This window comes from Nostoc cf. commune SO-36, from assembly GCF_023734775.1.
Taxonomy (GTDB): Bacteria; Cyanobacteriota; Cyanobacteriia; order Cyanobacteriales; family Nostocaceae; genus Nostoc; species Nostoc commune_A.
The window spans coordinates 6,051,106-6,072,569 of the sequence record NZ_AP025732.1 but is presented as its reverse complement, the minus strand read 5'-3'; the positions used below and the strand labels follow the sequence as shown (position 1 = coordinate 6,072,569).

The 21,464-nt window shown below is 42.4% G+C and carries 24 protein-coding genes and 1 CRISPR repeat array (1 of these 25 running past the window's edge); of the genes, 11 read left to right on the top strand and 13 right to left on the bottom strand.

Annotation, left to right across the window (positions count from 1 at the left end):
* Positions 1–614: direct repeats of the CRISPR family, unit length 37 nt; unit sequence ATTGCAATTCAATAAAATCCCTATTAGGGATTGAAAC (it extends 717 nt beyond the left edge of the window).
* 36 nt (positions 615–650) lie between these two features.
* The 4 genes from ANSO36C_RS27545 to ANSO36C_RS27530 all read right to left on the bottom strand — a co-directional run bounded on the left by ANSO36C_RS27545 (position 651) and on the right by ANSO36C_RS27530 (position 4,194).
* On the bottom strand, positions 651–1,205 hold the full coding sequence (locus ANSO36C_RS27545) for a Uma2 family endonuclease (RefSeq protein ID WP_251957352.1): 555 nt from the start codon (positions 1,203–1,205) through the stop codon (positions 651–653).
* A 31-nt stretch (positions 1,206–1,236) separates the two neighbouring features.
* A complete protein-coding gene (gene dusB, locus ANSO36C_RS27540) occupies positions 1,237–2,292 on the bottom strand; it encodes a tRNA dihydrouridine synthase DusB (protein WP_251957351.1) in 1,056 nt (351 codons plus the stop codon).
* A gap of 77 nt (positions 2,293–2,369) precedes the next feature.
* Positions 2,370–3,215 (bottom strand): Rpn family recombination-promoting nuclease/putative transposase, encoded by an 846-nt coding sequence (locus tag ANSO36C_RS27535; RefSeq protein ID WP_251957350.1) that lies wholly within the window; start codon positions 3,213–3,215, stop codon positions 2,370–2,372.
* Positions 3,216–3,336: 121 nt separating this feature from the next.
* The gene (locus ANSO36C_RS27530; RefSeq protein WP_251957349.1) at positions 3,337–4,194 is read right to left on the bottom strand and encodes an acyl-CoA desaturase; all 858 of its coding nucleotides are present in this window, start codon (positions 4,192–4,194) and stop codon (positions 3,337–3,339) included.
* A gap of 172 nt (positions 4,195–4,366) precedes the next feature.
* Between ANSO36C_RS27530 and ANSO36C_RS27525 the strand changes: the two genes are divergently transcribed.
* Positions 4,367–5,596: a TetR family transcriptional regulator gene (locus tag ANSO36C_RS27525; protein ID WP_251957348.1), complete on the top strand. Its 1,230-nt coding sequence runs from the start codon at positions 4,367–4,369 to the stop codon at positions 5,594–5,596.
* Positions 5,597–5,681: 85 nt separating this feature from the next.
* On the opposite strand, the gene ANSO36C_RS27520 is transcribed toward ANSO36C_RS27525, so the two are convergent.
* Complete coding sequence (locus ANSO36C_RS27520; protein ID WP_251957347.1) at positions 5,682–6,104, bottom strand: hypothetical protein; 423 nt, start codon at positions 6,102–6,104, stop codon at positions 5,682–5,684.
* Positions 6,105–6,227: 123 nt separating this feature from the next.
* Between ANSO36C_RS27520 and ANSO36C_RS27515 the strand changes: the two genes are divergently transcribed.
* Positions 6,228–6,608 carry a coiled-coil domain-containing protein gene (locus tag ANSO36C_RS27515; protein ID WP_251957346.1) on the top strand — a complete coding sequence of 127 codons (381 nt, stop codon included), beginning with the start codon at positions 6,228–6,230 and terminating at the stop codon, positions 6,606–6,608.
* A 311-nt stretch (positions 6,609–6,919) separates the two neighbouring features.
* Here the strand turns inward: ANSO36C_RS27515 and ANSO36C_RS27510 are convergent, their stop codons facing one another.
* Positions 6,920–7,846, bottom strand: a complete 927-nt coding sequence (locus ANSO36C_RS27510) for an AraC family transcriptional regulator (RefSeq protein WP_251957345.1) — start codon at positions 7,844–7,846, stop codon at positions 6,920–6,922.
* 240 nt (positions 7,847–8,086) lie between these two features.
* On the opposite strand from ANSO36C_RS27510, the gene ANSO36C_RS27505 reads away from it, so the two are divergent.
* From ANSO36C_RS27505 to ANSO36C_RS27490, 4 genes are read left to right on the top strand one after another with little or no spacing between them, the layout of a single operon-like run.
* Positions 8,087–9,163, top strand: coding sequence for an alpha/beta hydrolase (locus tag ANSO36C_RS27505; RefSeq protein WP_251957344.1), 1,077 nt, complete (start codon positions 8,087–8,089; stop codon positions 9,161–9,163).
* A 46-nt stretch (positions 9,164–9,209) separates the two neighbouring features.
* On the top strand, positions 9,210–9,710 hold the full coding sequence (locus ANSO36C_RS27500; protein WP_251957343.1) for a cyclophilin-like fold protein: 501 nt from the start codon (positions 9,210–9,212) through the stop codon (positions 9,708–9,710).
* A 19-nt stretch (positions 9,711–9,729) separates the two neighbouring features.
* Positions 9,730–10,245: a (R)-mandelonitrile lyase gene (locus ANSO36C_RS27495; protein ID WP_251957342.1), complete on the top strand. Its 516-nt coding sequence runs from the start codon at positions 9,730–9,732 to the stop codon at positions 10,243–10,245.
* 45 nt (positions 10,246–10,290) lie between these two features.
* Positions 10,291–11,061 carry an SDR family oxidoreductase gene (locus ANSO36C_RS27490; RefSeq protein ID WP_251957341.1) on the top strand — a complete coding sequence of 257 codons (771 nt, stop codon included), beginning with the start codon at positions 10,291–10,293 and terminating at the stop codon, positions 11,059–11,061.
* 398 nt (positions 11,062–11,459) lie between these two features.
* Here ANSO36C_RS27490 and ANSO36C_RS27485 read toward each other — a convergent pair whose 3' ends face one another.
* The 5 genes from ANSO36C_RS27485 to ANSO36C_RS27470 all read right to left on the bottom strand — a co-directional run bounded on the left by ANSO36C_RS27485 (position 11,460) and on the right by ANSO36C_RS27470 (position 14,636).
* Positions 11,460–11,810 carry a DUF5615 family PIN-like protein gene (locus ANSO36C_RS27485; protein ID WP_251957340.1) on the bottom strand — a complete coding sequence of 117 codons (351 nt, stop codon included), beginning with the start codon at positions 11,808–11,810 and terminating at the stop codon, positions 11,460–11,462.
* A 3-nt stretch (positions 11,811–11,813) separates the two neighbouring features.
* Entirely contained in the window at positions 11,814–12,158 is a 345-nt protein-coding gene (locus tag ANSO36C_RS27480) for a DUF433 domain-containing protein (RefSeq protein ID WP_251957339.1), read from the bottom strand.
* 75 nt (positions 12,159–12,233) lie between these two features.
* A complete protein-coding gene (locus tag ANSO36C_RS34000; RefSeq protein WP_267145340.1) occupies positions 12,234–12,356 on the bottom strand; it encodes a PIN domain-containing protein in 123 nt (40 codons plus the stop codon).
* Between the two features lie 10 nt (positions 12,357–12,366).
* The gene (locus tag ANSO36C_RS27475; RefSeq protein ID WP_251957338.1) at positions 12,367–12,660 is read right to left on the bottom strand and encodes a hypothetical protein; all 294 of its coding nucleotides are present in this window, start codon (positions 12,658–12,660) and stop codon (positions 12,367–12,369) included.
* A 95-nt stretch (positions 12,661–12,755) separates the two neighbouring features.
* Positions 12,756–14,636, bottom strand: a complete 1,881-nt coding sequence (locus ANSO36C_RS27470) for a DUF1565 domain-containing protein (RefSeq protein ID WP_251957337.1) — start codon at positions 14,634–14,636, stop codon at positions 12,756–12,758.
* A gap of 419 nt (positions 14,637–15,055) precedes the next feature.
* Between ANSO36C_RS27470 and pqqA the strand changes: the two genes are divergently transcribed.
* The 5 genes from pqqA to pqqE all read left to right on the top strand — a co-directional run bounded on the left by pqqA (position 15,056) and on the right by pqqE (position 18,609).
* Positions 15,056–15,247, top strand: coding sequence for a pyrroloquinoline quinone precursor peptide PqqA (pqqA, locus tag ANSO36C_RS27465; protein WP_251957336.1), 192 nt, complete (start codon positions 15,056–15,058; stop codon positions 15,245–15,247).
* 55 nt (positions 15,248–15,302) lie between these two features.
* On the top strand, positions 15,303–16,208 hold the full coding sequence (gene pqqB, locus ANSO36C_RS27460; protein ID WP_251957335.1) for a pyrroloquinoline quinone biosynthesis protein PqqB: 906 nt from the start codon (positions 15,303–15,305) through the stop codon (positions 16,206–16,208).
* A 21-nt stretch (positions 16,209–16,229) separates the two neighbouring features.
* Positions 16,230–16,958: a pyrroloquinoline-quinone synthase PqqC gene (pqqC, locus tag ANSO36C_RS27455; RefSeq protein ID WP_251957334.1), complete on the top strand. Its 729-nt coding sequence runs from the start codon at positions 16,230–16,232 to the stop codon at positions 16,956–16,958.
* Positions 16,959–17,030: 72 nt separating this feature from the next.
* Positions 17,031–17,336, top strand: a complete 306-nt coding sequence (gene pqqD / locus ANSO36C_RS27450; protein WP_251957333.1) for a pyrroloquinoline quinone biosynthesis peptide chaperone PqqD — start codon at positions 17,031–17,033, stop codon at positions 17,334–17,336.
* A gap of 175 nt (positions 17,337–17,511) precedes the next feature.
* On the top strand, positions 17,512–18,609 hold the full coding sequence (pqqE, locus tag ANSO36C_RS27445; RefSeq protein ID WP_251957332.1) for a pyrroloquinoline quinone biosynthesis protein PqqE: 1,098 nt from the start codon (positions 17,512–17,514) through the stop codon (positions 18,607–18,609).
* A 308-nt stretch (positions 18,610–18,917) separates the two neighbouring features.
* Here the strand turns inward: pqqE and ANSO36C_RS27440 are convergent, their stop codons facing one another.
* Positions 18,918–20,057: a glycosyltransferase family 4 protein gene (locus ANSO36C_RS27440; protein WP_251957331.1), complete on the bottom strand. Its 1,140-nt coding sequence runs from the start codon at positions 20,055–20,057 to the stop codon at positions 18,918–18,920.
* Between the two features lie 63 nt (positions 20,058–20,120).
* A complete protein-coding gene (locus tag ANSO36C_RS27435; protein ID WP_251957330.1) occupies positions 20,121–21,287 on the bottom strand; it encodes a glycosyltransferase family 4 protein in 1,167 nt (388 codons plus the stop codon).
* Between the last annotated feature and the right edge of the window lie 177 nt (positions 21,288–21,464).

Here is a 21,464-nt window from a genome sequence, read left to right as displayed (position 1 = left end):
CCATCACTATTGCAATTCAATAAAATCCCTATTAGGGATTGAAACATCCCAGTCAATACGACCGTTTATAAGACAGTAAAATTGCAATTCAATAAAATCCCTATTAGGGATTGAAACTTTTAATCAGGGCACGGATAGAGTCACTTACAGAATTGCAATTCAATAAAATCCCTATTAGGGATTGAAACAGGTGAGAGTTTAATTAACTCCCACCTCTGCAATTGCAATTCAATAAAATCCCTATTAGGGATTGAAACGTTTTGAGCGATCGGCTTTAAGTCGAGCGGCTAGATTGCAATTCAATAAAATCCCTATTAGGGATTGAAACTTTATAAACCTTTAACACCGAGGTATAAATATCATATTGCAATTCAATAAAATCCCTATTAGGGATTGAAACAGAAGATTACCTAAATGATCCTTGAAATACCCATAGATTGCAATTCAATAAAATCCCTATTAGGGATTGAAACAGTGCCTCAATTATCAAAGCTGTGAACATGATGAAATTGCAATTCAATAAAATCCCTATTAGGGATTGAAACGGCAACTCCCTTGATGTAGCTACGATGGGCAGATTGCAATTCAATAAAATCCCTATTAGGGATTGAAACTTTTTGACTCTCTGAAGTGTAAGTCCTAATTCATTTTCAAGCCAAAAATTCGTCTACAGCTACACTAAAACCCAGTAATACTCTTTGAGTACTAACCACATCACCAGCTTTAAACCCTAAAACCTGATTATCAGTCATTACAAAAACTAACCGACTTTCAGGAAATACTAGCCAAATTTCTTCGCAACCAGACTGCAAATACTCCTGGGCTTTGAGAAATAAGTCTTCAGCTAAATCGGTGGGTGAAACTATTTCAGCAATTAGTGGAAAACTCTGTGGCAAAGTGGGAACATCACCAAACTCAGCTACCAACTGAGGTGTCAGATAAGCTACGTCAGGACGGCGACCTTGTTTATATGTGCGACAAGGTACTTCAGTATAAACTTTCCCACCTTGTTGAATGGAGTTGATATAACTTCTCCAATAAAAACCAATATTAAACTGAATTTCGCTGTGTTTTAATGTCATCCCTGTTTTTTCTACTAGTTGCTCGTCTACCCACTCCATGCCCTCTGGAGGATTTGCCATGAAGTCTTCTAAAGAGAGGATTTTGGGGACGGATACAACATCGTTGTGTTTAGAAACTAACATTGTGAGCCTCCACTTTGGCTAGTTAAAGATATTAAAGCATTACAAAACTACCTTGTGCTTCTTCTTCAAGTTCATAACCATTAGCCAATTTTTCAATTGCTTGGTCAATCATTGCCAAACCTTGATCTACTTTTTCAACCAAACTTAGCTGTCCTCGGAGTTCGGCAGCACCAACGAAACCTTTAGCATACCAAGTCATGTGCTTACGGGCTTGACGTACACCGCGATCGCCTTTATACTCCCACAAGGCTTGTAAATGATCTCTTGCACATTCCAAGCGCTGAATCGGGCTAGGTGTTGCTAACATCTCCCCAGTTTTCAGGAAATGATCAATTTCTCCCACCAAAAACGGATAGCCTAAAGTCCCACGGGAACACATCACACCATCAGCGCCAGTTTGTTCTAAACATTTCACCGCCGCTTCAACGGAAAAAATATCTCCATTTCCAATCACTGGGATAGAAAGCACTTCTTTTACACGAGTAATCCATTCCCAACGGGCATTGCCATTGTATCCTTGGGCGCGGGTGCGTCCGTGGACTGTGATCATTTGTGCCCCGGCATCTTCCATCCGCTTGGCAAAGTCGAGAATAGTAATTTCGTTGTCATTCCAGCCAATACGGGTTTTTACTGTCACAGGTACATCAACAGCTTTTACCACTTCCCGCACAATTGCCTCTGCTACTTCTGGTTGCCGTAACAACGAAGAACCACCACCATTTTTAGTGATTTTATTTACCGGACAACCCATATTAATATCAACAGTATCAGCACCTTCGGCAACTGCCTTGATTGCTGCTTCTGCCAAGAAATCTGGACGGCAATCAAATAGTTGAACACTAATTGGGCGCTCATTAGGATCTACCTCCATAATTTTGGGTAACTGCTTGACATAATGCAATCCCGTAGCATTCACCATTTCGGTATACATCATTGAATCTGGTGCATAGCGACGCACCAGACGGCGAAACACCATATCTGTCACCCCAGATAGAGGCGACTGGAGAACGCGACTTTTTACCTCAAACGAGCCAATTTTGAGGGGTTGGGAGAGTCTAGCTTGGAGAATGGGAGAGAGGGAAATCATATAAAAAATAAAAAATTAATGGCAATGGAAAATAGCAGGAATATTTAGAGGTATCTGTGATGAGTGCTAATTGTAAGTTACGTATCCTGAGTTGGAGGCTGTTTTTGCATTTCTTGCTGAATCTCTTCTAGGCTCAAACCTAACTCTTTCGCTGTTTCTTCAAAACTCAATCCCAATCTCAAGAGCAAAGGTATCATTCTAAACTTTTCTTCACGCGCTCCTTCTTGTTTGCCTTCTTGCTTGCCTTCTTGCTTGCCCTCTTGCTTGCCTTCTTGTTTGCCTTCTTGATAAACTCGTGTTTGTTTCAAATCACTTAACCCAAACATACTTTCAATCTCCTCTCGACTCATCATCGGAAACTTATAAACCAAAATTGTCTCTATCAATTCTAATAACTGTCGCCGTTGTGGTTCAATGTTGATTTCTTGCTGGGTTCTGTCTATTAACTGCCTAGCGGCTGTAATTGCTGTATCCTCTTCATCGACAACTAGTTTCATGGTAGCAATTCCAACTGGTAACGATGCAGTTTCACCTAATTCATTAAGATAGATGCGACTGACGCGATCGCTGGTAAAAAATTCACTGTAATTCTTGATATCTGCTGTATCTAGACTGCGATTGGGATAGATAACTACTCCTCGCCATGAATTTTTAGGTTTATTTTGACGTAAGTATAAACAAATCTCGGAAATTAGGCGTGAATAAATTTCTGTGTCGGTTTGAAACTGGACTTCAACAAAGTAAATCGGATTTTCTTCCCCTTGTGTTGGGAGAAAAACACCATCTATACGGAATGCAGTTTGCTTTATTTCAATTGAGGAGAATTTATAACCCTCTGCTGTTTGAGGTGGATTACCAATTAATTCAAAAAAGACCCCAGGAAGTTCTTGAAAAAGGCGGTAAAAAATACTGTCAGTTTTCACACTTGATGTATTGCGGTGATTTAAACCGTTAAATTTTACCGTAAAATACTACTGATAAAAATTAGTAAGCCGACTGCGGGAAGCAATCGGCATAACAAATTCATGATAATTTAGTTGCAATTTAGCCGTGAGTTGCACCTTGAGGGGGACTTGAAACAACTTTTTTGGCTAAACCTAAAGTCTGCAAAAGTTGGATGCTCCACCAAGTAACATCAATCTCCCACCAAAACAACCCAGATTTCGCCATGTGGGGATAAGTATGATGGTTATTGTGCCATCCTTCTCCATAAGTTACGATGGATACCCACCAAAGATTACGAGCGCCATCATCAGCATCAAAGGTGCGATAACCCCACAGATGTGATGCTGAGTTCACAAACCAGGTTGAGTGCCAAAGCAGTACACATCTGAGAAACACTCCGTAGAATACGAAAGGCCATCCTCCTAAGACGTATAGCAGCAGCGCAAAGGGTATTTGCAACAGCAAGAAGTAGCGATCCAGCCAGCAATAAAAGGGTTGTCTTGCTAAGTCAGGAGCATATTTTTTATAGGTGTCATAGTCAAAAAATTCTGGGCGCGGGTAGAAAATCCATAGTATATGGCTCCACCAAAATCCTTTTTGGGCGGAATAGGGATCTAGGTCAATATCTTCCGTGTGGGCGTGATGCTGGCGGTGTCCACCTACCCAAAAAATTGGCCCACCTTGCAAAGCCAGCGCTCCAATAAGGGCGATCGCATACTCTAACCACTTAGGAACTTGGAAACTCTTATGGCTCAGTAGTCGGTGATATCCCAAGCAAATACCAATGCTCCCGAATAACCAGTGCAGAAACACTAGTAAACCTAATGCTGACCAAGAGAAAAACCAAGGAGACAGAAGTGCTAAGGCATGGAATACACCAAAAAATACCACATTTATCCACCTGAGTTGAGGTGAATTGCCTCTCTCAGGGGCGATCGCCCCAAAATTTGCGGTCATAAAAATTCCTGTTGATGGATGATCAAGCGATTTGCTTTTTCTTAGGCATAATCCCACAAGGATTTCCCCGCCCTGTATACTAGTCCGTTACAGGAGAGTAAAGCAAGTATCACTTACATTTGTTATGCTAGCAGAAATCTGATATCCGTGCAAGTGCCACTTGCATTTATTTATGTCGTCTCAACTCATTTCTACTCGTCAACGCCTAATTCAAGCTGCACTTGAGTTGTTTTCTGCTCACGGAGTCAGCGCTACCACAACCCGCCAAATTGCTGAAAAAGCCGAAGTCAACGAAGTGACTCTATTTCGGAATTTTGGCAATAAGCATGGACTGCTTTTGGCTGTGCTGGAAGAGTCCGCAGCTTTTAAAGATTTAGGTGAATCGCTGGTGCGGCGGGCAACGCCTCCGGGCAATGTCTACCAAGCTCTTAAAGATTATGCAAGTGACACTTTACATACATTAGAACGAGTGCCAGAGTTCGTCCGGTCTGTGGTAGGGGAAGCCGACCAATTTCCGGCAGAAAATCGCCGCGCACTAGGCAGGGGAGTAACAGAGGCAAATCGTTATGTAGCTCAGTATTTAGCTACTGTAATCCAGCAAGGACACCTAAACACCTACTTACCGGCAGAAAAATTAGCCAGTTTGCTGAATGGGATGATCTTGGGATATGCCGTAATTGAGTTCACTAGCGAATTTCACGAACTTTGGGAGGATCGGGATGATTTTCTGGAAAATTTGGTGGAATTGTTTTTACATGGAGCTATGTCATCTACAGCAGAACTAGCAACAAACTCCTTACAAGGGGGCTTGACTACCATAGAAGTAGCTGATTTGCCTGCTACTTTAGTTCACCAAATTCTGCAACAAGCCAGGAAATGGGGAGTACGGGATTATGCCTTGGCTTATGTGTTATTTGGGGCTGGGTTATCCGCCACAGAAATAATTAGCTTGGAGCGATCGCACCAAATCTACGATAGTCAAGGGCACTTCTTGCAAATCACAATTCCCGGATTTGTCCGGCAAGTGCCTGTGAATCAGTGGATTTTGGGCAAACGCTACGGTTCTTTTACCAATAATCCCTTAATAAAATGGCTGAAAAGTCGTAAAGATGCTCAAACAGCTATGTTTCTGAATGATACAGGCACACCCATGACAGAATCAGAGCTTGAGGCACGTTGGCAACTATGGAGTGAGGGATTGTTAACTCCCCAAGGACAAGCGCCAGCGATCGCTCAGGCACAACAAACTTGGCGCGTAGAAATGTTGATGCGGGGGATCACCTTAGAAAATTTGAGTATTTTTACAGCGTGCGATCGCACCCAATTACAACCTTATGTCCGCCGAGCCAAAGAAAAAGCCGCCCTAGAGCAAGCGACTCGTTTGGATCATAAACCAGGATAAGGAGTATCAGATAGCGTTCTGCGAGGCAGAGGCAGTGACAGAATAATTCGTAATTAAGAATTTATTAGCATGATGCGGTTAAACATTAAGGTAAAACAACAGAGGTTTGTTTACCATTGTTGTTTGCACCATTCAAGATTGTAGCTGTACTCTCAGATGGGGATTGGGTATTGCTCGAACGGCGTGATAATTTCTTGCGTGGCTTGCCTCCCGCCTGGATATATTGCAAACTGTCTTTGCCATAATGGGTTGCTACACTCATTAACATCTTTTCAGAGTAGCCGCGCAATTCTTCTTCAATTAGAGAGAGGCGGCCTGCCATTTCATCTATGCTAGAGAGTAAAGTGTTGTAGGTGGATAGCTGAGTTTGCAAGGTTTGGATGCGGCTGTCGTAGTCTATCAAACTTAATCCGTTGCCAAATTCTAGCGTCGGGCTAATTGATCGCATTCCTGCAATTCGACGGAGAGCCTTTTCTAAATCTGGTGAACTGCGTTTTAGTCGTGCCATGAGATGCGCTCCTGAAGGAAGTTATAGGATTACTGCACATACTCTAGCCAAGACAACAATAAACTTCTCTGAGAGATAATTCGGAAAAATTAAAGCAAATTAAGATCGACCTAATTATTTTTAGTGGATTATACTGAGGTATTTATTAAATCTGTCAAAAAAGTTACTTTAAATCAGCGACGGATACTTCAAAGTCGTATTGAGGTACTTCAAAGTCGTATTGAGGTACTTCAAAGTCATGTTGAGGTACTTCAAAGTCGTATTGAGGTACTTCAAAGTCATGTTGAGGTACTTCAACGTCGTATTGAGGTACTTCAAAGTCGTGTTGAGGTACTTCAAAGTCGTGTTGAGGTACTTCAAAGTCGTGTTGAGGTACTTCAAAGTCGTATTGAGGTACTTCAAAGTCGTGTTGAGGTATTAGATGATGAGTTTTCTTGGCTTAACCCGATTTACGGCGAAGGCGATCGCGCTCAAAAGTATCATAAATATAATTCAACTATTTAATCCAGTCAGAACTCAAATCCCAACTTATGATCCTAAGTTGTGGAAAATATTCAAGGTTAGTGACGCTGCTTACAACCACGAGAAAATAATACTTTTTGCCCCCCATTACACGAAATGGCTCATAGGTGGAACACACGCTTAGAGTGAGGGGTCATTAATCTTGTATTAAGGATTGAACACTTTTAATTCTGGAGAATTAAAGTGTTGATGTACAGTCCCCTTGTTCTTCACGATAAACACTCACAAAGAAAATCGGCGTTTCACCCTCTTTTTGCACCTAAAGGGATGCTCCCAATAAACCTGTCCAATTCTTATTGCCCTAAATTGCTGCGTAGCTTGGCGATGTCACGATGCGGGGGAATACCAAATAGTTTTTTATATTCCCGGCTGAAATATGAAGGGTCTTCATAACCGACGCGGAAGCTGGCGATCGCCACGTCCATGTTTTCGCCAAGCATCAGACGGCGCGCTTCCTGAAGCCGTATTTGTTTCTGGAACTGCAAAGGACTCATCGCCGTGACGGACTTAAAATGTTGGTGAAAGCCTGACACGCTCATGCCAATCTCGCGGGCTGTATCTTCGATTTTCAGAGGTTGATCAATGTTCTCGCGGATTTGCTTGACCACCCTGGAGATGCGCTGTGCGTCGCCTTCGGTAGTGATAAGTTGACTGAGGCGTGCGCTCTGTTTTCCCTTTAAAAGCCGATAGATGATCTCGCGGATGATGAGCGGCGCGAGAAACTTCATTTCGTCCGGCGTATCAAATAGTTTCACCAATTTGACGACTGCTTCCAGCAAATCGGCATCAACCGGGCTGACATCCATCGCTTTGACTCCAGTGCCGCTTTTTTTAGTTTCGATGCCAGATTCAATCATCACCACAGCCACAAGTGCCGGATCGAGGTCTATGCGAAGATTCAAATAAGGTTTTTCCTCGGACGCTTCGACGACATTACTCATAATCGGCAAATCAAGCGTCGAGATTAAGTAATGACCGGAATCGTAGTGAAATAATTCATCGTTCAAAAGCACATCCTTGCTGCCCTGCGCGATGACGCAGAAGGCGGGCTTTAATACGGATATCTGGCTCTCAGTCGGTTTCGACGATTGATATATGAAAATGCCCGGAAACACTTCCAAAAGACTGTTTTGGGGAGCGATACGAATCATTCTTTCGATCAGATCCTCCCGATTGATCTGCATCTTTCGCTTTTCAAATTCTGCTTCTTTTGCGTTCATAAATTTATATTAAACATTTTGTTTCTGTTCAGCACGTTGCATAGCGATTTTTTGGAGAATTGTCCGGTTTTTTTCAATGAACGTCCTAACGCTATCCGTTTTCACGCCCGCATAATTGAACTCATACAGCAAACGGTAGAAACCCTGCTGATAAAACCAGATTGATATTTGGAGAAATTTAAGATTAATAGAGCAACAATTTCAATCTGTAAATCTCACAATCAAAAGGGGAGAAATTATATGAGATATATATTAATTTTAGCGATGATAGCTCCTATGATCAGCGGGCAAGCTTACACACAAACAGAACAAAAAGGACAATCAAAACCAACAAAAGAAATGGAACAAATAACACCACAGGGATATACAACTTTTAAGGTAAGCGACAACGTTGCAATGTATAAGGTTACTTTTAAAAACCAATACAAAATGAATGTTACGGGACATCTATTTATTCCCAAGAATTTAGATCAGAGTAAAAAACATTCGGCGATCATTGTTGGGCATCCTATGGGAGCGGTAAAAGAACAAAGTGCCAACGTGTATGCTGCAAATATGGCTGAACGAGGGTTTGTGACTTTATCTCTTGACTTGTCTTTTTGGGGAGAGAGTGAAGGCGAACCACGCAACGTTGTTGCGCCTGATATTTATTCTGAAGATTTCAGTGCAGCAGTTGACTTTCTTGGGACGCGTCCATTTGTTGACAAAAACCGAATCGGAATAATTGGAGTTTGTGGTAGCGGAAGCTTTGTGATCAGTGCCGCTAAAATTGATCCGCGAATGAAAGCAATCGCAACTGTCAGTATGTACGATATGGGAGCAGCCAACCGAAATGCACTTAACCATTCGCAAACCCTTGAGCAGAGAAAGAAACTTATAGCTGAGGCCGCGGAGCAGCGTTACGCAGAGTTTACCGGCGGCGAAACCAAATATACGGGCGGGACTGTTCATAAGTTGGATGAAAACACTCATCCTATTCAGCGTGAATTTTATGATTTCTACCGCACTCCGCGAGGTGACTATACCCCAAAGGGAGGGTCGCCGGAACTGACGACGCATCCGACATTGAGCAGTAACACTAAGTTTATGAACTTTTATCCGTTCAATGACATTGAAACGATTTCTCCTCGTCCGATGCTTTTCATTACGGGTGATAAGGCTCATTCAAAAGAGTTTAGTGAAGATGCTTACAAACGCGCAGCCGAACCGAAAGAACTGGTTATTGTTCCGAATGCCGGACACGTTGATTTATACGACAAAATCAATCTCATTCCTTTTGACAAGCTGGAAGGCTTTTTCAAAACAAATCTAAAGTAATCAGGAAGCAGAAACCAACAAGTCGTTTCACTTTCAAAAAAGACGAATGAGCAATATAAAATTCTTAATCGTAATGATGTTTTCAGCAACATTTCTTTTCGGCAACTCCGTCGGTTGCAGTCAAGACCAATCGGGATTTGCTGGTAATACGAATATTAATAATCAAAGCAGTAATGCTGCCAACGAGACTAAAGGCAATAAGATGATAAAGATTAAAATCGGGTCAAAGACTTTCAACGCCACACTCTTTGACAATGCGACGGCAAACGCTTTCAAAGCGATGCTGCCGTTGACGCTGAAGATGGATGAACTGAACGGCAACGAGAAAAAATATGATTTCTCGAACAATTTGCCGACCGACTCTTCCAATCCCAAAACAATCAACAAAGGCGATCTGATGGTTTGGGGAAGCAATACCTTAGTGCTTTTCTATAAAACATTTCCGACGCAATACAGTTATACAAAACTCGGACGGATGGACGATCCTTCAGGGCTTGAAGCCGCAGTAGGATCAGGAAACGTAACGGTGACGTTTGAATTAGAGTAATCACCGGGAGAATAAAATTATGAAAAATATAACAATCGGATTGATATTATGCGCGGCACTTTTTTTAGCCGTTGGATGCAGCAATCAGCAATCGGCTAATACGGAGCAAACAAAAATGGAAAAGGCGGAAAATAAAACTGAAAACACGATTTTTCCGAAGGGCGAAAAAGCCCCGGCGGAAACTTTTACGGGAACGGTTTATGTGCAGCCACTCGCTCCAAAAACCGAAAACAATAATTTTTCAATCGCCAGTGTGACCTTCGAGCCGGGCGCACGGACAAACTGGCACAACCATCCGGCAGGACAAACTATACTCGTGACGATGGGCAAAGGGCTTTATCAAGAAAAAGGCAAACCCATCAAAACGATTAACAAAGGCGATGTAATTCTTTGCAATCCCGACATTGAACACTGGCACGGCGCATCATCCGAATCTCCGATGACGCACGTTGTAATTACCAACTACAAAGGCGACAGTCAGGTGAATTGGCTCAAGCCTGTGACGGACGAGGAATATAAAGCTGACGCGAAATGACGGCTTTCAGAAATCTTGATTGGAATAAAAGTTAGGAGTTAAAAAATGACAACGAACGAGAATGGAAACTATATGGGAAAGGTTGCGTTTGTAACCGGAGCAGCGAACGGCATCGGTCGAGCTACGGCGCTGGCGTTTGCCCGTAAAGGCGCTAATGTGGTGGTCGCCGACGTTTCAGAACAGGGCAATCAAGAAACGGCGCGCATGATCGAACAACTCGGGGGACGAGCGATCGCCGTCAAGTGCGATGTGACGCGAAGCGAGGACGTGAAGGCGGCTCTTTCCAAGACCATCGAAACCTTCGGGCGGCTGGACTTTGCCTTTAACAACGCCGGTGTGGAGCAGAAGAATGCAGCAACAGCCCAAATCGAAGAGTCAGAGTGGGATCGGATCGTCAACATTAACCTGCGCGGCGTTTTTCTGTGCATGAAGTATGAAATTCCGCTGCTACTCAAGCAAGGGGGCGGCGCGATCGTGAACACATCATCGGGTGCCGGGGTCATAGGCATCAAGGGTGGAGCCGCATACACCGCCGCAAAACACGGCTTGATCGGACTCACCAAGTCGGCGGCTCTCGACTACGCCTCGCAGAACATCCGCATCAACGCCGTCTGTCCTGGCTATATCGACACGTCGATGATGGATCGCTTCACCGGTGGCACTCCTGAAGGACGAGAACAGGTAATCTCAGAAGAACCGATTGGAAGGATGGGACAGCCCGAAGAGATCGCCAATGCCGTGGTCTGGCTGTGTTCGGATGCGTCTTCCTTCGTTGTTGGGCACGCCTTGGTCGTTGATGGCGGTCAAACGGTGTAGTGATGGTCAAAGCAAAAGAACCTGACTCATACCATTTCTTTGTGAAGCTGCGCTAAATAGAGTTGTCGGGAAATAGGACGATAAATTTCTGAAAGTCTTATATAGTAAGCGTTTATAGTAGTTCCTACAGGAATGGCTGTAACCTTTAACTGGTAATCTTTACAGCCATTTTTTTGTTATTACCCGACAAGTCTAATCTCTTAATTTCTTATTTATTGGCGTACTTGGCGCTCTTGGCGGTTCGTTCTTTATTTCTTGCACTATATATAGGCGCATCTTCTTTCTATCTGCTGCGTGCAGCTTTGACAATTTTTTCAACATTATTGAGAGTGATTTTATGAAGCGATCGCTCTCTTAAAGCAACTGATTTCATTTTGACCCGAGATCGCCAATGACAATTAAGAAAAGGGAATGAAAAGGATCTGACCTTCATATTCACCAAACTTAGTGCAACGAACGAATAAATATAAGTCGTCAATAACCTGTCCGATCGGAGCCGTTGCAATAACTTCAACAACTCCAGGCATAGACAAACCTTTGTTGATTCGCTCATAAGCATGGACAGTAATCGTTGCTATATCATGGGTAAGCAAGATGCGTTCTTCATTGGCTGCCCACTCTAAGATAGTGGAATCATCAGTATGGATTAGACCTACATCTTGGACACGAACAATATCCAATCCAGGTAAACGTCTGATCAAGCCCCGCAATATCGAGCCATTGAAGTTCTCATCAGTCAATAGACGCACTGGCTATAATTCTCCTTGGGGCTGATAGCGATCGCGCAAGCGCTGCCTAAGATTAGCTAAATTATACTGCTGGACAAATTGATTTCGCTGTTGTTGAGCTTTTTTGCGACGCTGCTCTAGGTAATTGTCGATTTCTTGGCGATGGGTGAGATAATATGCGATCGCTGCGTATATCTCCCCTAAACAGAGAACGGGATACTGAACAGCAATTTCTTCAGGTGTAGAGCCGTTATGGTATGTTGCTAGCAAGCTATCGAGAGTAACGCGGCTTTGACCGATGCGAATACCTCCAGCTTCATCCCAACGAAACGGTGGAGCGCTAACCTGAAATTCGATTTGAACGCTCATGGGGGCAATTCTTGGATTTGTAGTATTTCTGTCTTCAGTTTACTTTAGCCGTTAAAGAGCGATCGCCAATGACAATCAAAAAAAGGGCATGAATAGTGCCAATTCCTGACCACTCAAAAGTGGCAAGTAAGGGTCGGCATAATCACTACCTTTGAGGATGAAAGAAGCGATATCAGTATCAATCAGGAGAAGACTCATGGTAGTTTAGTTAGATAGCCTCTTGGCGCTGGTGTCGCAAGAAGGTGAGAAAATCCTCGATGGAGTCTTCTTCAGGCCAAAAGTCAGCAGCGAGATATTTGAGGTTATGAACGGTGATAGGGGTCTGGGTGGCGAGTAGCTGCTTGAGCGTAGTGTCTTGCCAAAACTGATTACTGAGATTTTTAAGATCGGTTTGAGAGTGTGAGGATAAATTGCTTTGGGTAAGGATTTGCAGCAGTTGTTGACGTTCTGTAGATGAGAGCAGTTGGATAGCAGCGATCGCAGCTTTGAGTTGTGGAGTCATAGTACGGTCTTGTGGTTATCTGGTTCTATGCTATTTGAATTTAGGGGCAATCAAAGCGTGAAAGTATCCTCCACCTATTTTGCCCTATGCCCTACTCAATTCAACGGTTCCATAATGACTCTTAAACCATTGCTAGAAAGTATTTTGAGCATTTCTTTAGCGTTATATTCACTGCTAAATACTCCTGCTTGCATAACTCTTTGACCTTCCCAGACTGTGGGAAATGCACCAGGAGCAAGCGATCGCACTAAATCTTGGTCTTTATCAGTGAAGAGTGGAACTACTACGCGATAACGTACACCAAATTGTGTCGCAGAGTTACCACTATAAGGAATACTTGCAGAACTTGTTTGCATATTGCGAGTATTAGCAATGGGGATATTGTTCTCAGGAAGTGGTAAAAGTGCTGAAGCACCTGGGGCAGCAGTTTCTAGTCTTGCTAACGGCTGCTGTATTTGCTCCCTCACGCTTGTAACTGGTGACTGTGCAACTGAATTGGATGGATACTCAGGGGCAGTAAACTCAATCGTATTAGGATCAATCCGCACATAATTTAACTGTGGTGTATTAGGCGGCTGTGCAACTTGAGTGTCAGTTGTTATTTGTCTTCCTGCTAAACTGCTAGGAGTTGGAAATCCGGCGACTTTAGGGGTGGGTGGTTGTTGATTGGATGTAGGCGGGGACACTTGTACATTGGCTGGCATTAATGGCAGCAATTGGCTGTTTATTTGTGCAGAAACAGGATTATTTGCGGAAATGCTATTGCTAGTTTCGGAGATTTCAGGAGCCGAAAAGGTTATTTCACCGTTTGCTGGTATTTCTCGTAAAACATTATTGGCAGCAGGAACAGGTTGAGAATTTTCGGTTGCTAGTGCTGTTGTCGCGTTAATATCTACCTTACCAGTGATGCGATCGCTCACAAGGTTATTGCCAGCAGCAGGAATCACCTGTTTGGCAGCGCTGGCGTTAATGTCGTAGCGGGCATTATTTTTAAATTGATTACCCCCAGGCTCGGATGCATTACCCAAATCTGGCATTGCTTGAGCGATCGCAACTAGACCATCTTCTTTATTATCTTGAATAGAATTATTCCGTAAAATGGGGCGAGCTTTTGCTTGCACTATAATTCCCGATCTATTGTTGTGAATTTGATTGCCTATGATGATCGGAGCGGCATTTTGGGCAATATTGATGCCAAAACCCGTTTGATGAAAGATATTTTCTTTCACCTCAGGACTGGAGTTACCGCCAATTGTGATGCCATTGGCTCCATTGCGTTCAAAATAATTCTTGCTAATGCTCGGTGCAGCATTACCACTGACGGAAATTCCATCTTGGGTACTGCCAGTAAATGTATTTTCCGTAACTACCGGATTGCTAGATTCAATCCATAAACCGTAACCACGGCGATTAGGGTTCGTCACCGTCACCCCAGTGAGCAAGGCTTGATTTGCCCCTACAATTGTGACATTTTGACCGCCAAAGCTCCGACTCAGGTAATCACCGCCTCCCTGAATGATAATATCTTTACCTCGATTGCTAGGGCTGCCTTGAATTGAAATACCCGGTTTCAGCATTAAGGGAAATTCTTCTCCTGTCTCGGCGCTATAAGTGCCTGTGGAGAGCATAATTACAGTATTGGCGTTAGCTAATCGTAACCCTTGGGTAATGGTTTTTATAGGGGTGGATTCGCTGCCATTGCCTGTGCTGTCATCTCCAACACTAGGGTTGACAAATAGCACGTTAACCTGAGATGTTTGCCCACCTGGAGGCGCTGAATCTGGTGTCAATGGAATCTGAGCGATTGCACTATCTAGGCTTGTACCTAAGAACGCCATACTTGCCGTTCCCATAGCTAAAGTAAAAGATAATACTGAAAAATTAAAAAATAAAAGCCTTGCTGATTTCAGAAACTTCAGGTTTACAAGCATAATATCTACTCTACGGTACTCAGGAAACACACGAGGGAGAATCATATTTAACACTACTCCTTAGAAATAACAATAAATTCTTATACTCTTTAGAGAGTATTCTGTCGATAATATTACAGGGAATGTTGGGAAGTTTGAAAGCCCCTAAAGAACAGGTACACAGTACCGTATTCTGTCCTTTAGGTAGGGGATGAAAAACGACTCAGTGTGGTTTTAAACAACGTCAAGATTGATGCTTTGGCACAAATATATCTAGTTACCGACTTTGCAAACCCCTTTTGCTGACACGTATAATAAAAAATAGTAAAAGAGCAGTAAAAATACTGTGTGTTTCTTGTTTAACCCAGTTTAGTCTAAAGCAAAGATATTTTGAGCCAGCAAAGAAGACAAATAGTAAGTAAAATTACTATAATTAATTGCAGGCCAAATTACAAACTGAACATTTATTTCCAGAGGTGTCCCTAATGATTCGTGAAACAAACAATCACTCTATGCAAGAGCCAGAAAGCAATAGCTCAAAATTAAGTGAGGATGTATCTTCTAGAACCTCATTTCATCCTCCAAATATTAAGTCAGCAATTGATTGGGAAAAACCAGATTTTGATGAGTTTGATTTGTGTATGGAAATAACCACATACATTCTTCATGGGCAATAGTTGTAAATATTAAGTTTAATTGCCCAATTAAAACCTCTACCTGCTTTTTGTTTTTATGTTCCTAAAAATTCTTGGTACTGCCGCAGGTGGTGGTTTTCCCCAATGGAATTGTAACTGTCCTAATTGCCAAGCAGTCCGCACAAATCGTGCAGGTGTAAATTGGCTAAACCAGTCATCAATTGCAGTGAGGAAAAATAATCAGCCTTGGTTTTTGGTCAATGCCTCTCCAGATGTACGTCCGCAGTTAGAAAAATTGCGGGAAGGACAACCGTCTACAATTCGGTCAAGCCCGATCGCAGGTGTCTTGTTAACTGATGCAGAAATTGACCATACCACCGGGCTGGTTATTCTCAGAGAATCTACAGAAAAACTGCGCGTCTACGGTACAGAAACAGTACGTAAGGCTTTGACAGAGGGTTATCCTCTGCTGTCTACTTTAGCAAGCTATTGTGGTGTCGAATGGTCTGTACTTGAACCTCATGTACCTATAAACCTGGGGTTAAATGGAGCAGATGGTTTGGAAGTGGAAGTATTTCCCCTAGCAGCCAAACCACCAAAATATATGCGCCACAAGGCAAATTTAGATGGAGTTTGGGTTATAGGTTTGACATTTCGCGATCGCACAACTGGTAAAGTTGCTACTTATGCTCCAGGTTTAGCTGAACTTGACGAAAAAATCTTAGAGCGGTTTGAGTCTAGTGACTGCATTTTAGTAGATGGCACTTGCTGGGAAAATGATGAATTATTGGCTTTAGGAATATCCAAGCTGCAAGCCCGCGATATGGGACACTTACCCCTTAACACTAGTTTAAAAAGCCTTGCTAAACTAAGCCGTCCTCGGAAAATTCTTGTTCACATCAACAACACTAACCCAATCCTTTTACCTGATTCAGAGGAACGCAAAATTGTTGAAGCCGCAGGCATAGAAGTTGGTTACGATGGTCTGACCATAGAATTGTAATTTTGAGGTGCAAAAAAAAGCGTGTTGGAATTAGTTAAAGAACCTCTCCCGTGGACTCAGATAGAACTAGAAGCGGTATTGCGATCGCAACATCGCCGCTATCATCATCTGCATCCATTTCATGCAAGAATGAACAGTGGTGATTTAACGCCAACAGAAGTACGACGCTGGGTAGCAAATAGATTTTATTATCAAAAAAGTATTCCCCTTAAAGATGCTGCTATATTGTCAAACTGCGCTGATTTAGAAGTGCGGCGAGAATGGATTCAACGCATCATCGATCATGATGGTCAAGCTGAGGGCGAAGGTGGTATTGAGGCATGGTTAAAACTCGGTAAAGCTGTAGGATTGTCTCGTCAAGAACTCTTAGAAGACCAGCACGTACTACCAGGAGTTCAATATGCAGTGGATGCCTACGTTAACTTTTGTCGCACTCGACCTTGGATTGAAGCAGTAGCTGCATCACTGACTGAACTCTTTGGCCCAGATGCAATTCGAGTCCGCTTAGTTGCCTTAGAACAGCATTACCCGTGGATCGATCCTGCTGGATTTGACTACTTTCGGGCACGTCTTCACCAAGCACCCAGAGATGCTCAATATGCCCTCAATCAAGTCCTCAAACACTGTCGGACTCGTGATTCTCAAGAGAAAGCAGTACAGGCTTTAGTATTCAAGTGCAATTTATTATGGAGCCAGTTAGAAGCGATTGAACAGGGCGATACTAGACCTCAAGAAGAGCATAGAGAATAAATTAAATACGTGCATGGGCATTGGGTTCTGATTTTGCTAATTACGAATTACGAATTACGAATTACGAATTAAATGAGTACTATAGAGAATCATGCTCGACCGCGCCTAGTTCGTGGTGTGCGTTTGCGCTGGGATGACCTAAGAAAGCAGCATTGGCTCCTGGTTCCAGAAGGGGCACTAAAATTAAACTCCACAGCAGCAGCAATTCTAGGACTTTGTAACGGTGAGCGAACTCTGAATGCGATCGCAGCAGAGTTGGAGAAACAATACCAGGGTGAAAATTTGGTAGAGGACGTGCGCCATCTGCTCTCTCGAATTAGTAAACGAGGACTATTAATTGTAGAAGGTAACAAGCAGGAGGTAAAAGTTAGTTTATGAGGAGATTTCACTCCTTGTATTAATTAGGACTTACGCAAGAGTTACGGAATAACGAACCACAGAGGCGCAGAGTACACGGAGAAATCAGAGTTGGAGAGAGATTTTGCGTAAGTCCTATTAATTACGAATTACGAATTACGTTAGCCAAGCGGGGCGAAGCCCATTACGAATTAGTATGACAATTGATAGACCTTTAAGCTTAATAGCAGAATTAACGTATCGCTGCCCACTGCGTTGTCCGTACTGCTCCAACCCGCTTAATTATGGCGATCGCCAATATCGTCAAGAACTTTCCACCGATGATTGGTTGCGAGTGATTCAGCAAGCCTCCGACTTAGGTGTGTTACAGCTTGGCTTGACTGGCGGCGAACCACTGCTACGAAAAGATTTAGAATTACTTGTGGCCGCAGCAGCTAAAGCCGAACTATATACCACTTTAATTACTGCTGCGACGCTGTTAACTCCAGAACGAGCTATACAGCTACGTGATGCCGGACTCGATCACGTACAAATTAGTATCCAAGATAGTCGTGCTGCTGAGTCGGACTATATTGCTGGAACTCCCTGTTTTGAGCAAAAACTAGAGGCAGCAAGATTAGTAAAAGCTTTGGGTTTTCCACTCACACTTAATTTTGTTCTGCATCGGCAAAACCTAGACAGGATTGATGAGATTTTAGAACTGTGTGAGGTTTTAAAAGCAGACCGAGTTGAATTAGCGAACACTCAGTATTATGGCTGGGCATATCGCAACCGTACTGTTTTACTACCCACCCGCCAGCAACTAGAACGAGCAGATGCCGCAGTAGCATTAGCTAGAGAGCGCAACATCTGCCCAATGGGGATATTATATGTGCTTCCAGACTATTATGAAGATTATCCCAAACCATGTATGGGTGGCTGGGGTAATCAAGCTTTAGTTGTCGCTCCTAATGGCGATGTGTTACCTTGCCAAGCCGCCAGTTCGATTCCAGAACTAGAATTTGCTAACGTCCGCAACCATTCACTAGATTGGATTTGGTTTGAATCACCTGCTTTTAATCGCTTCCGGGGAACAGAATGGATGCCTGAACCTTGCCAAAGTTGCGATCGCCGCCAGCTTGATTTTGGTGGTTGCCGTTGCCAAGCGTTACTTTTGACAAACAATGCTGCTGCCACTGATCCTGTTTGTCATCTGTCACCAGACCATCATCTGATTACTACAGTCACAAAGCAAGCTAATCAAGAAAACTTGGATTCACCCTTACCTTTGGTTTATCGCTCCATGCAAATGTAATAAGTTAAACTACCCCACCCTACTATTATTCTTAACCCAAACGTATTGCCTTAAAGGTAGTAATCTGTCTTATTAATTTTGAGGGATAAGAGAACGAACCGCAAAGGGCGCAAAGAACGCAAAGTATAAGAAGGAAAGAAGAGAAGTTAAACCAATTCGCAATTCGCAATTACGTTTTGATAGGTAAATTAGCTTTAAATTCCTCTTCTCTAACTCTTAACTTCGCGTTCTTTGCGTCCTTTGTGGTTCGTTTCTCAACCCATCACAATTAATACGATAGACTGCTAGTAGACTTTTGCCACAGACAACTATAATCTGTGGGACAACAGTTGAGCAATTTGCTGATTAATAATTGCAACATCAAAACGCTCACTAGCAGTAGTTCGGGCATTATTGGCTATACTTGCAGTTATTTCCGTCTCCTGAAGACAGGTGATAATTACTTGTGCAAGTTCCTGGGGTTCTCCTGGTGTTACTAAAAAACCATTAAGTCCATGTTCTATTAATTCCATTACACCCCCAGCTTTGGCTGCAACCACAGGTTTTCCACATAGCATTGCCTCAACAATCACTCTACCAAAGGGTTCTGGAGAAGTAGAGGTATGTGCCACCAAATCACAAGCTGCCATTAACTGAGGAATATCAGAACGAAATCCTAAAAATTTGACGCGGTTTTCTAGCCCCAGTTGAGCAACTTGCTGGTGCAACTTTTGAACGTAATCTTGTTCGCCAAACAGGGCATCACCTACTAAAATTGCTGTAACCTCTGGCGGACATTTGGCAAGGGCATCAATTAAAATATGCTGCCCTTTCCAAGGCGCAAGACGGCTAAAGTGTCCGACTACAAATTTCCCTTCTAATCCTAAGCTTTGCTGTAATCTATGAATCTCAGACTCATCAGTTTGATAAGCTTTTGGATCAAAGCCATTATAAACAACTTCAACGATGTTTTGCCGTCCTCCTGCTTGCACAAAGGCTGTTTTACTAGCTTGAGAATTAGCAATTACTAATGATGAAAAATGATTAGCTAAGTTAACAGCAATGCTAAGATTAGTTTGACTAAAATGTTCTTGAGAAAGAATATCATGTAAATGATAAACTAAAGGACGACGACTGAAAAGACTTGCCAATGCTCCTACAACTAATGCTTTTTGGGTGTTAGCGTAGATTAGATCGTATTCACGCGCTATTTTAACTACTTTAGTAATCAGAGGTGCAAGTTGTCCCAGACTCTTTAATCCTTGTAGCAAACTGCTTTCTTTGCGAACTTGGATTGCTTGAGTTGCAAGAACCTCTACCGGAATATTATTTTGCTGTAGTAAATCTTTAAATGAGCCATCTGCAAATAAACCTACTAAAGCGCGATTACCATACGGTTTAGCAATATCTATTAAACATAACTCAGCACCGCCTGGTTTACCACTTTGGTCTAAAAAAAGAATTCTCATTAAGCCTCTATTTTATCTAATTTTGCCTACGTAGCACCCCGAATATCTGTTACAATCACTTGTTTAAGCTAATAAAACATTTCGTACTTGTTGCGCGATTTGATTCCAGTCGTAGTGTGTCGTTGCGTATTGGCGACAGTCTTGTCGTGAAGGTATAGAGATATTTCCTAAAAGCGCCTGCTCTAATTTTTCAGCAATAGCTGAGGCTTCTATTGAAGTAGTAATTAAATCAGGTGAAAATTCTGATAAAATTTCTGGCATTCCTCCAACTGGGGTACATAAAACAGGAGTTCCACAAGCTAGAGATTCAACTATTGCTAATCCAAATCCTTCAAAAGATTGACTAGGCATGACAGTCAATTCGGCAGCTTGGTAAGCTATAGGTAATTGTTCATCAGGTAGAAAACCTAAAAATTTAACATTGTCCTCTAGCCCTAATTCTTTAGCTTGTTGTTGTAGTGCAGCTTGGATGTGACCACGACCTGCGATCGCTAGCCAAACATCTGGTATTCTGGGCTTAATTATAGCTAGAGCTTGCAATAATTTGCCAACCCCGGTTCGATGTACTAAGCGGCGTGATGTAAATATAATCCGGCGATTAGTTGGCCAGCCTAGCTTTGTACAAGCCTCTTGAGGTGATAAATTTGGTTGAAACCAATTAATATCAACTCCGCCAGGAATAATATTAATTTTGCTCCACGGTACTTGATATTTATCATGTAGAATATTACCAAAAGCTTTGCTTAAAACAATGAAGCGATCGCAGCAATTATAAGTATTTTTTTCTATTAGCCAGTGTTTGATCAAAAGACTAAAATTTTTATTAACTACCTCTTGCTGACTCTCAGAAGCCCAAGGGCCATGAAAGTTAAAAGTAACTGGTACGCCTTTTGGTAAAATATCTAAAATCGGAAAGCTATATAATGCAAAGTGCAAATTGATAGCATCTGGTTTGCTTGTCCTTGTTTTCTGAAAGTTAGTCCGAATCGACCATAATCTTTGCCAAATCGCAGTATCAGGAGAAGCCAAGTTAGTTAGCTTTATCGGTGAATTTGGTTCACCTTCTGGTAAACCAACTCCGCATAATTCAATTTGGTCTTTATTTGCTGCTAATTTATGAGTTAGCTCATAAATATACCTTTCCAATCCTCCAGGATTTTTGGGAAACCAGCCTAACCCCAAAGTGAGAATAGATGCGGATGTAAAACTTTTTTCTTTATTAATTTTCATCGATATGTTTCCTATAAAATTATTAAAACTGTAAAGTAAATTCAAGAAGTAACTCTACAGTATCTTGCATCCCATTAATTACTATAATTTTCCAATATCCATTACCAATAAAATTTTTGATGCGACACTATTTTATAAACTATTTATATGCCAACGTCAATAATGAATTAAAATCTG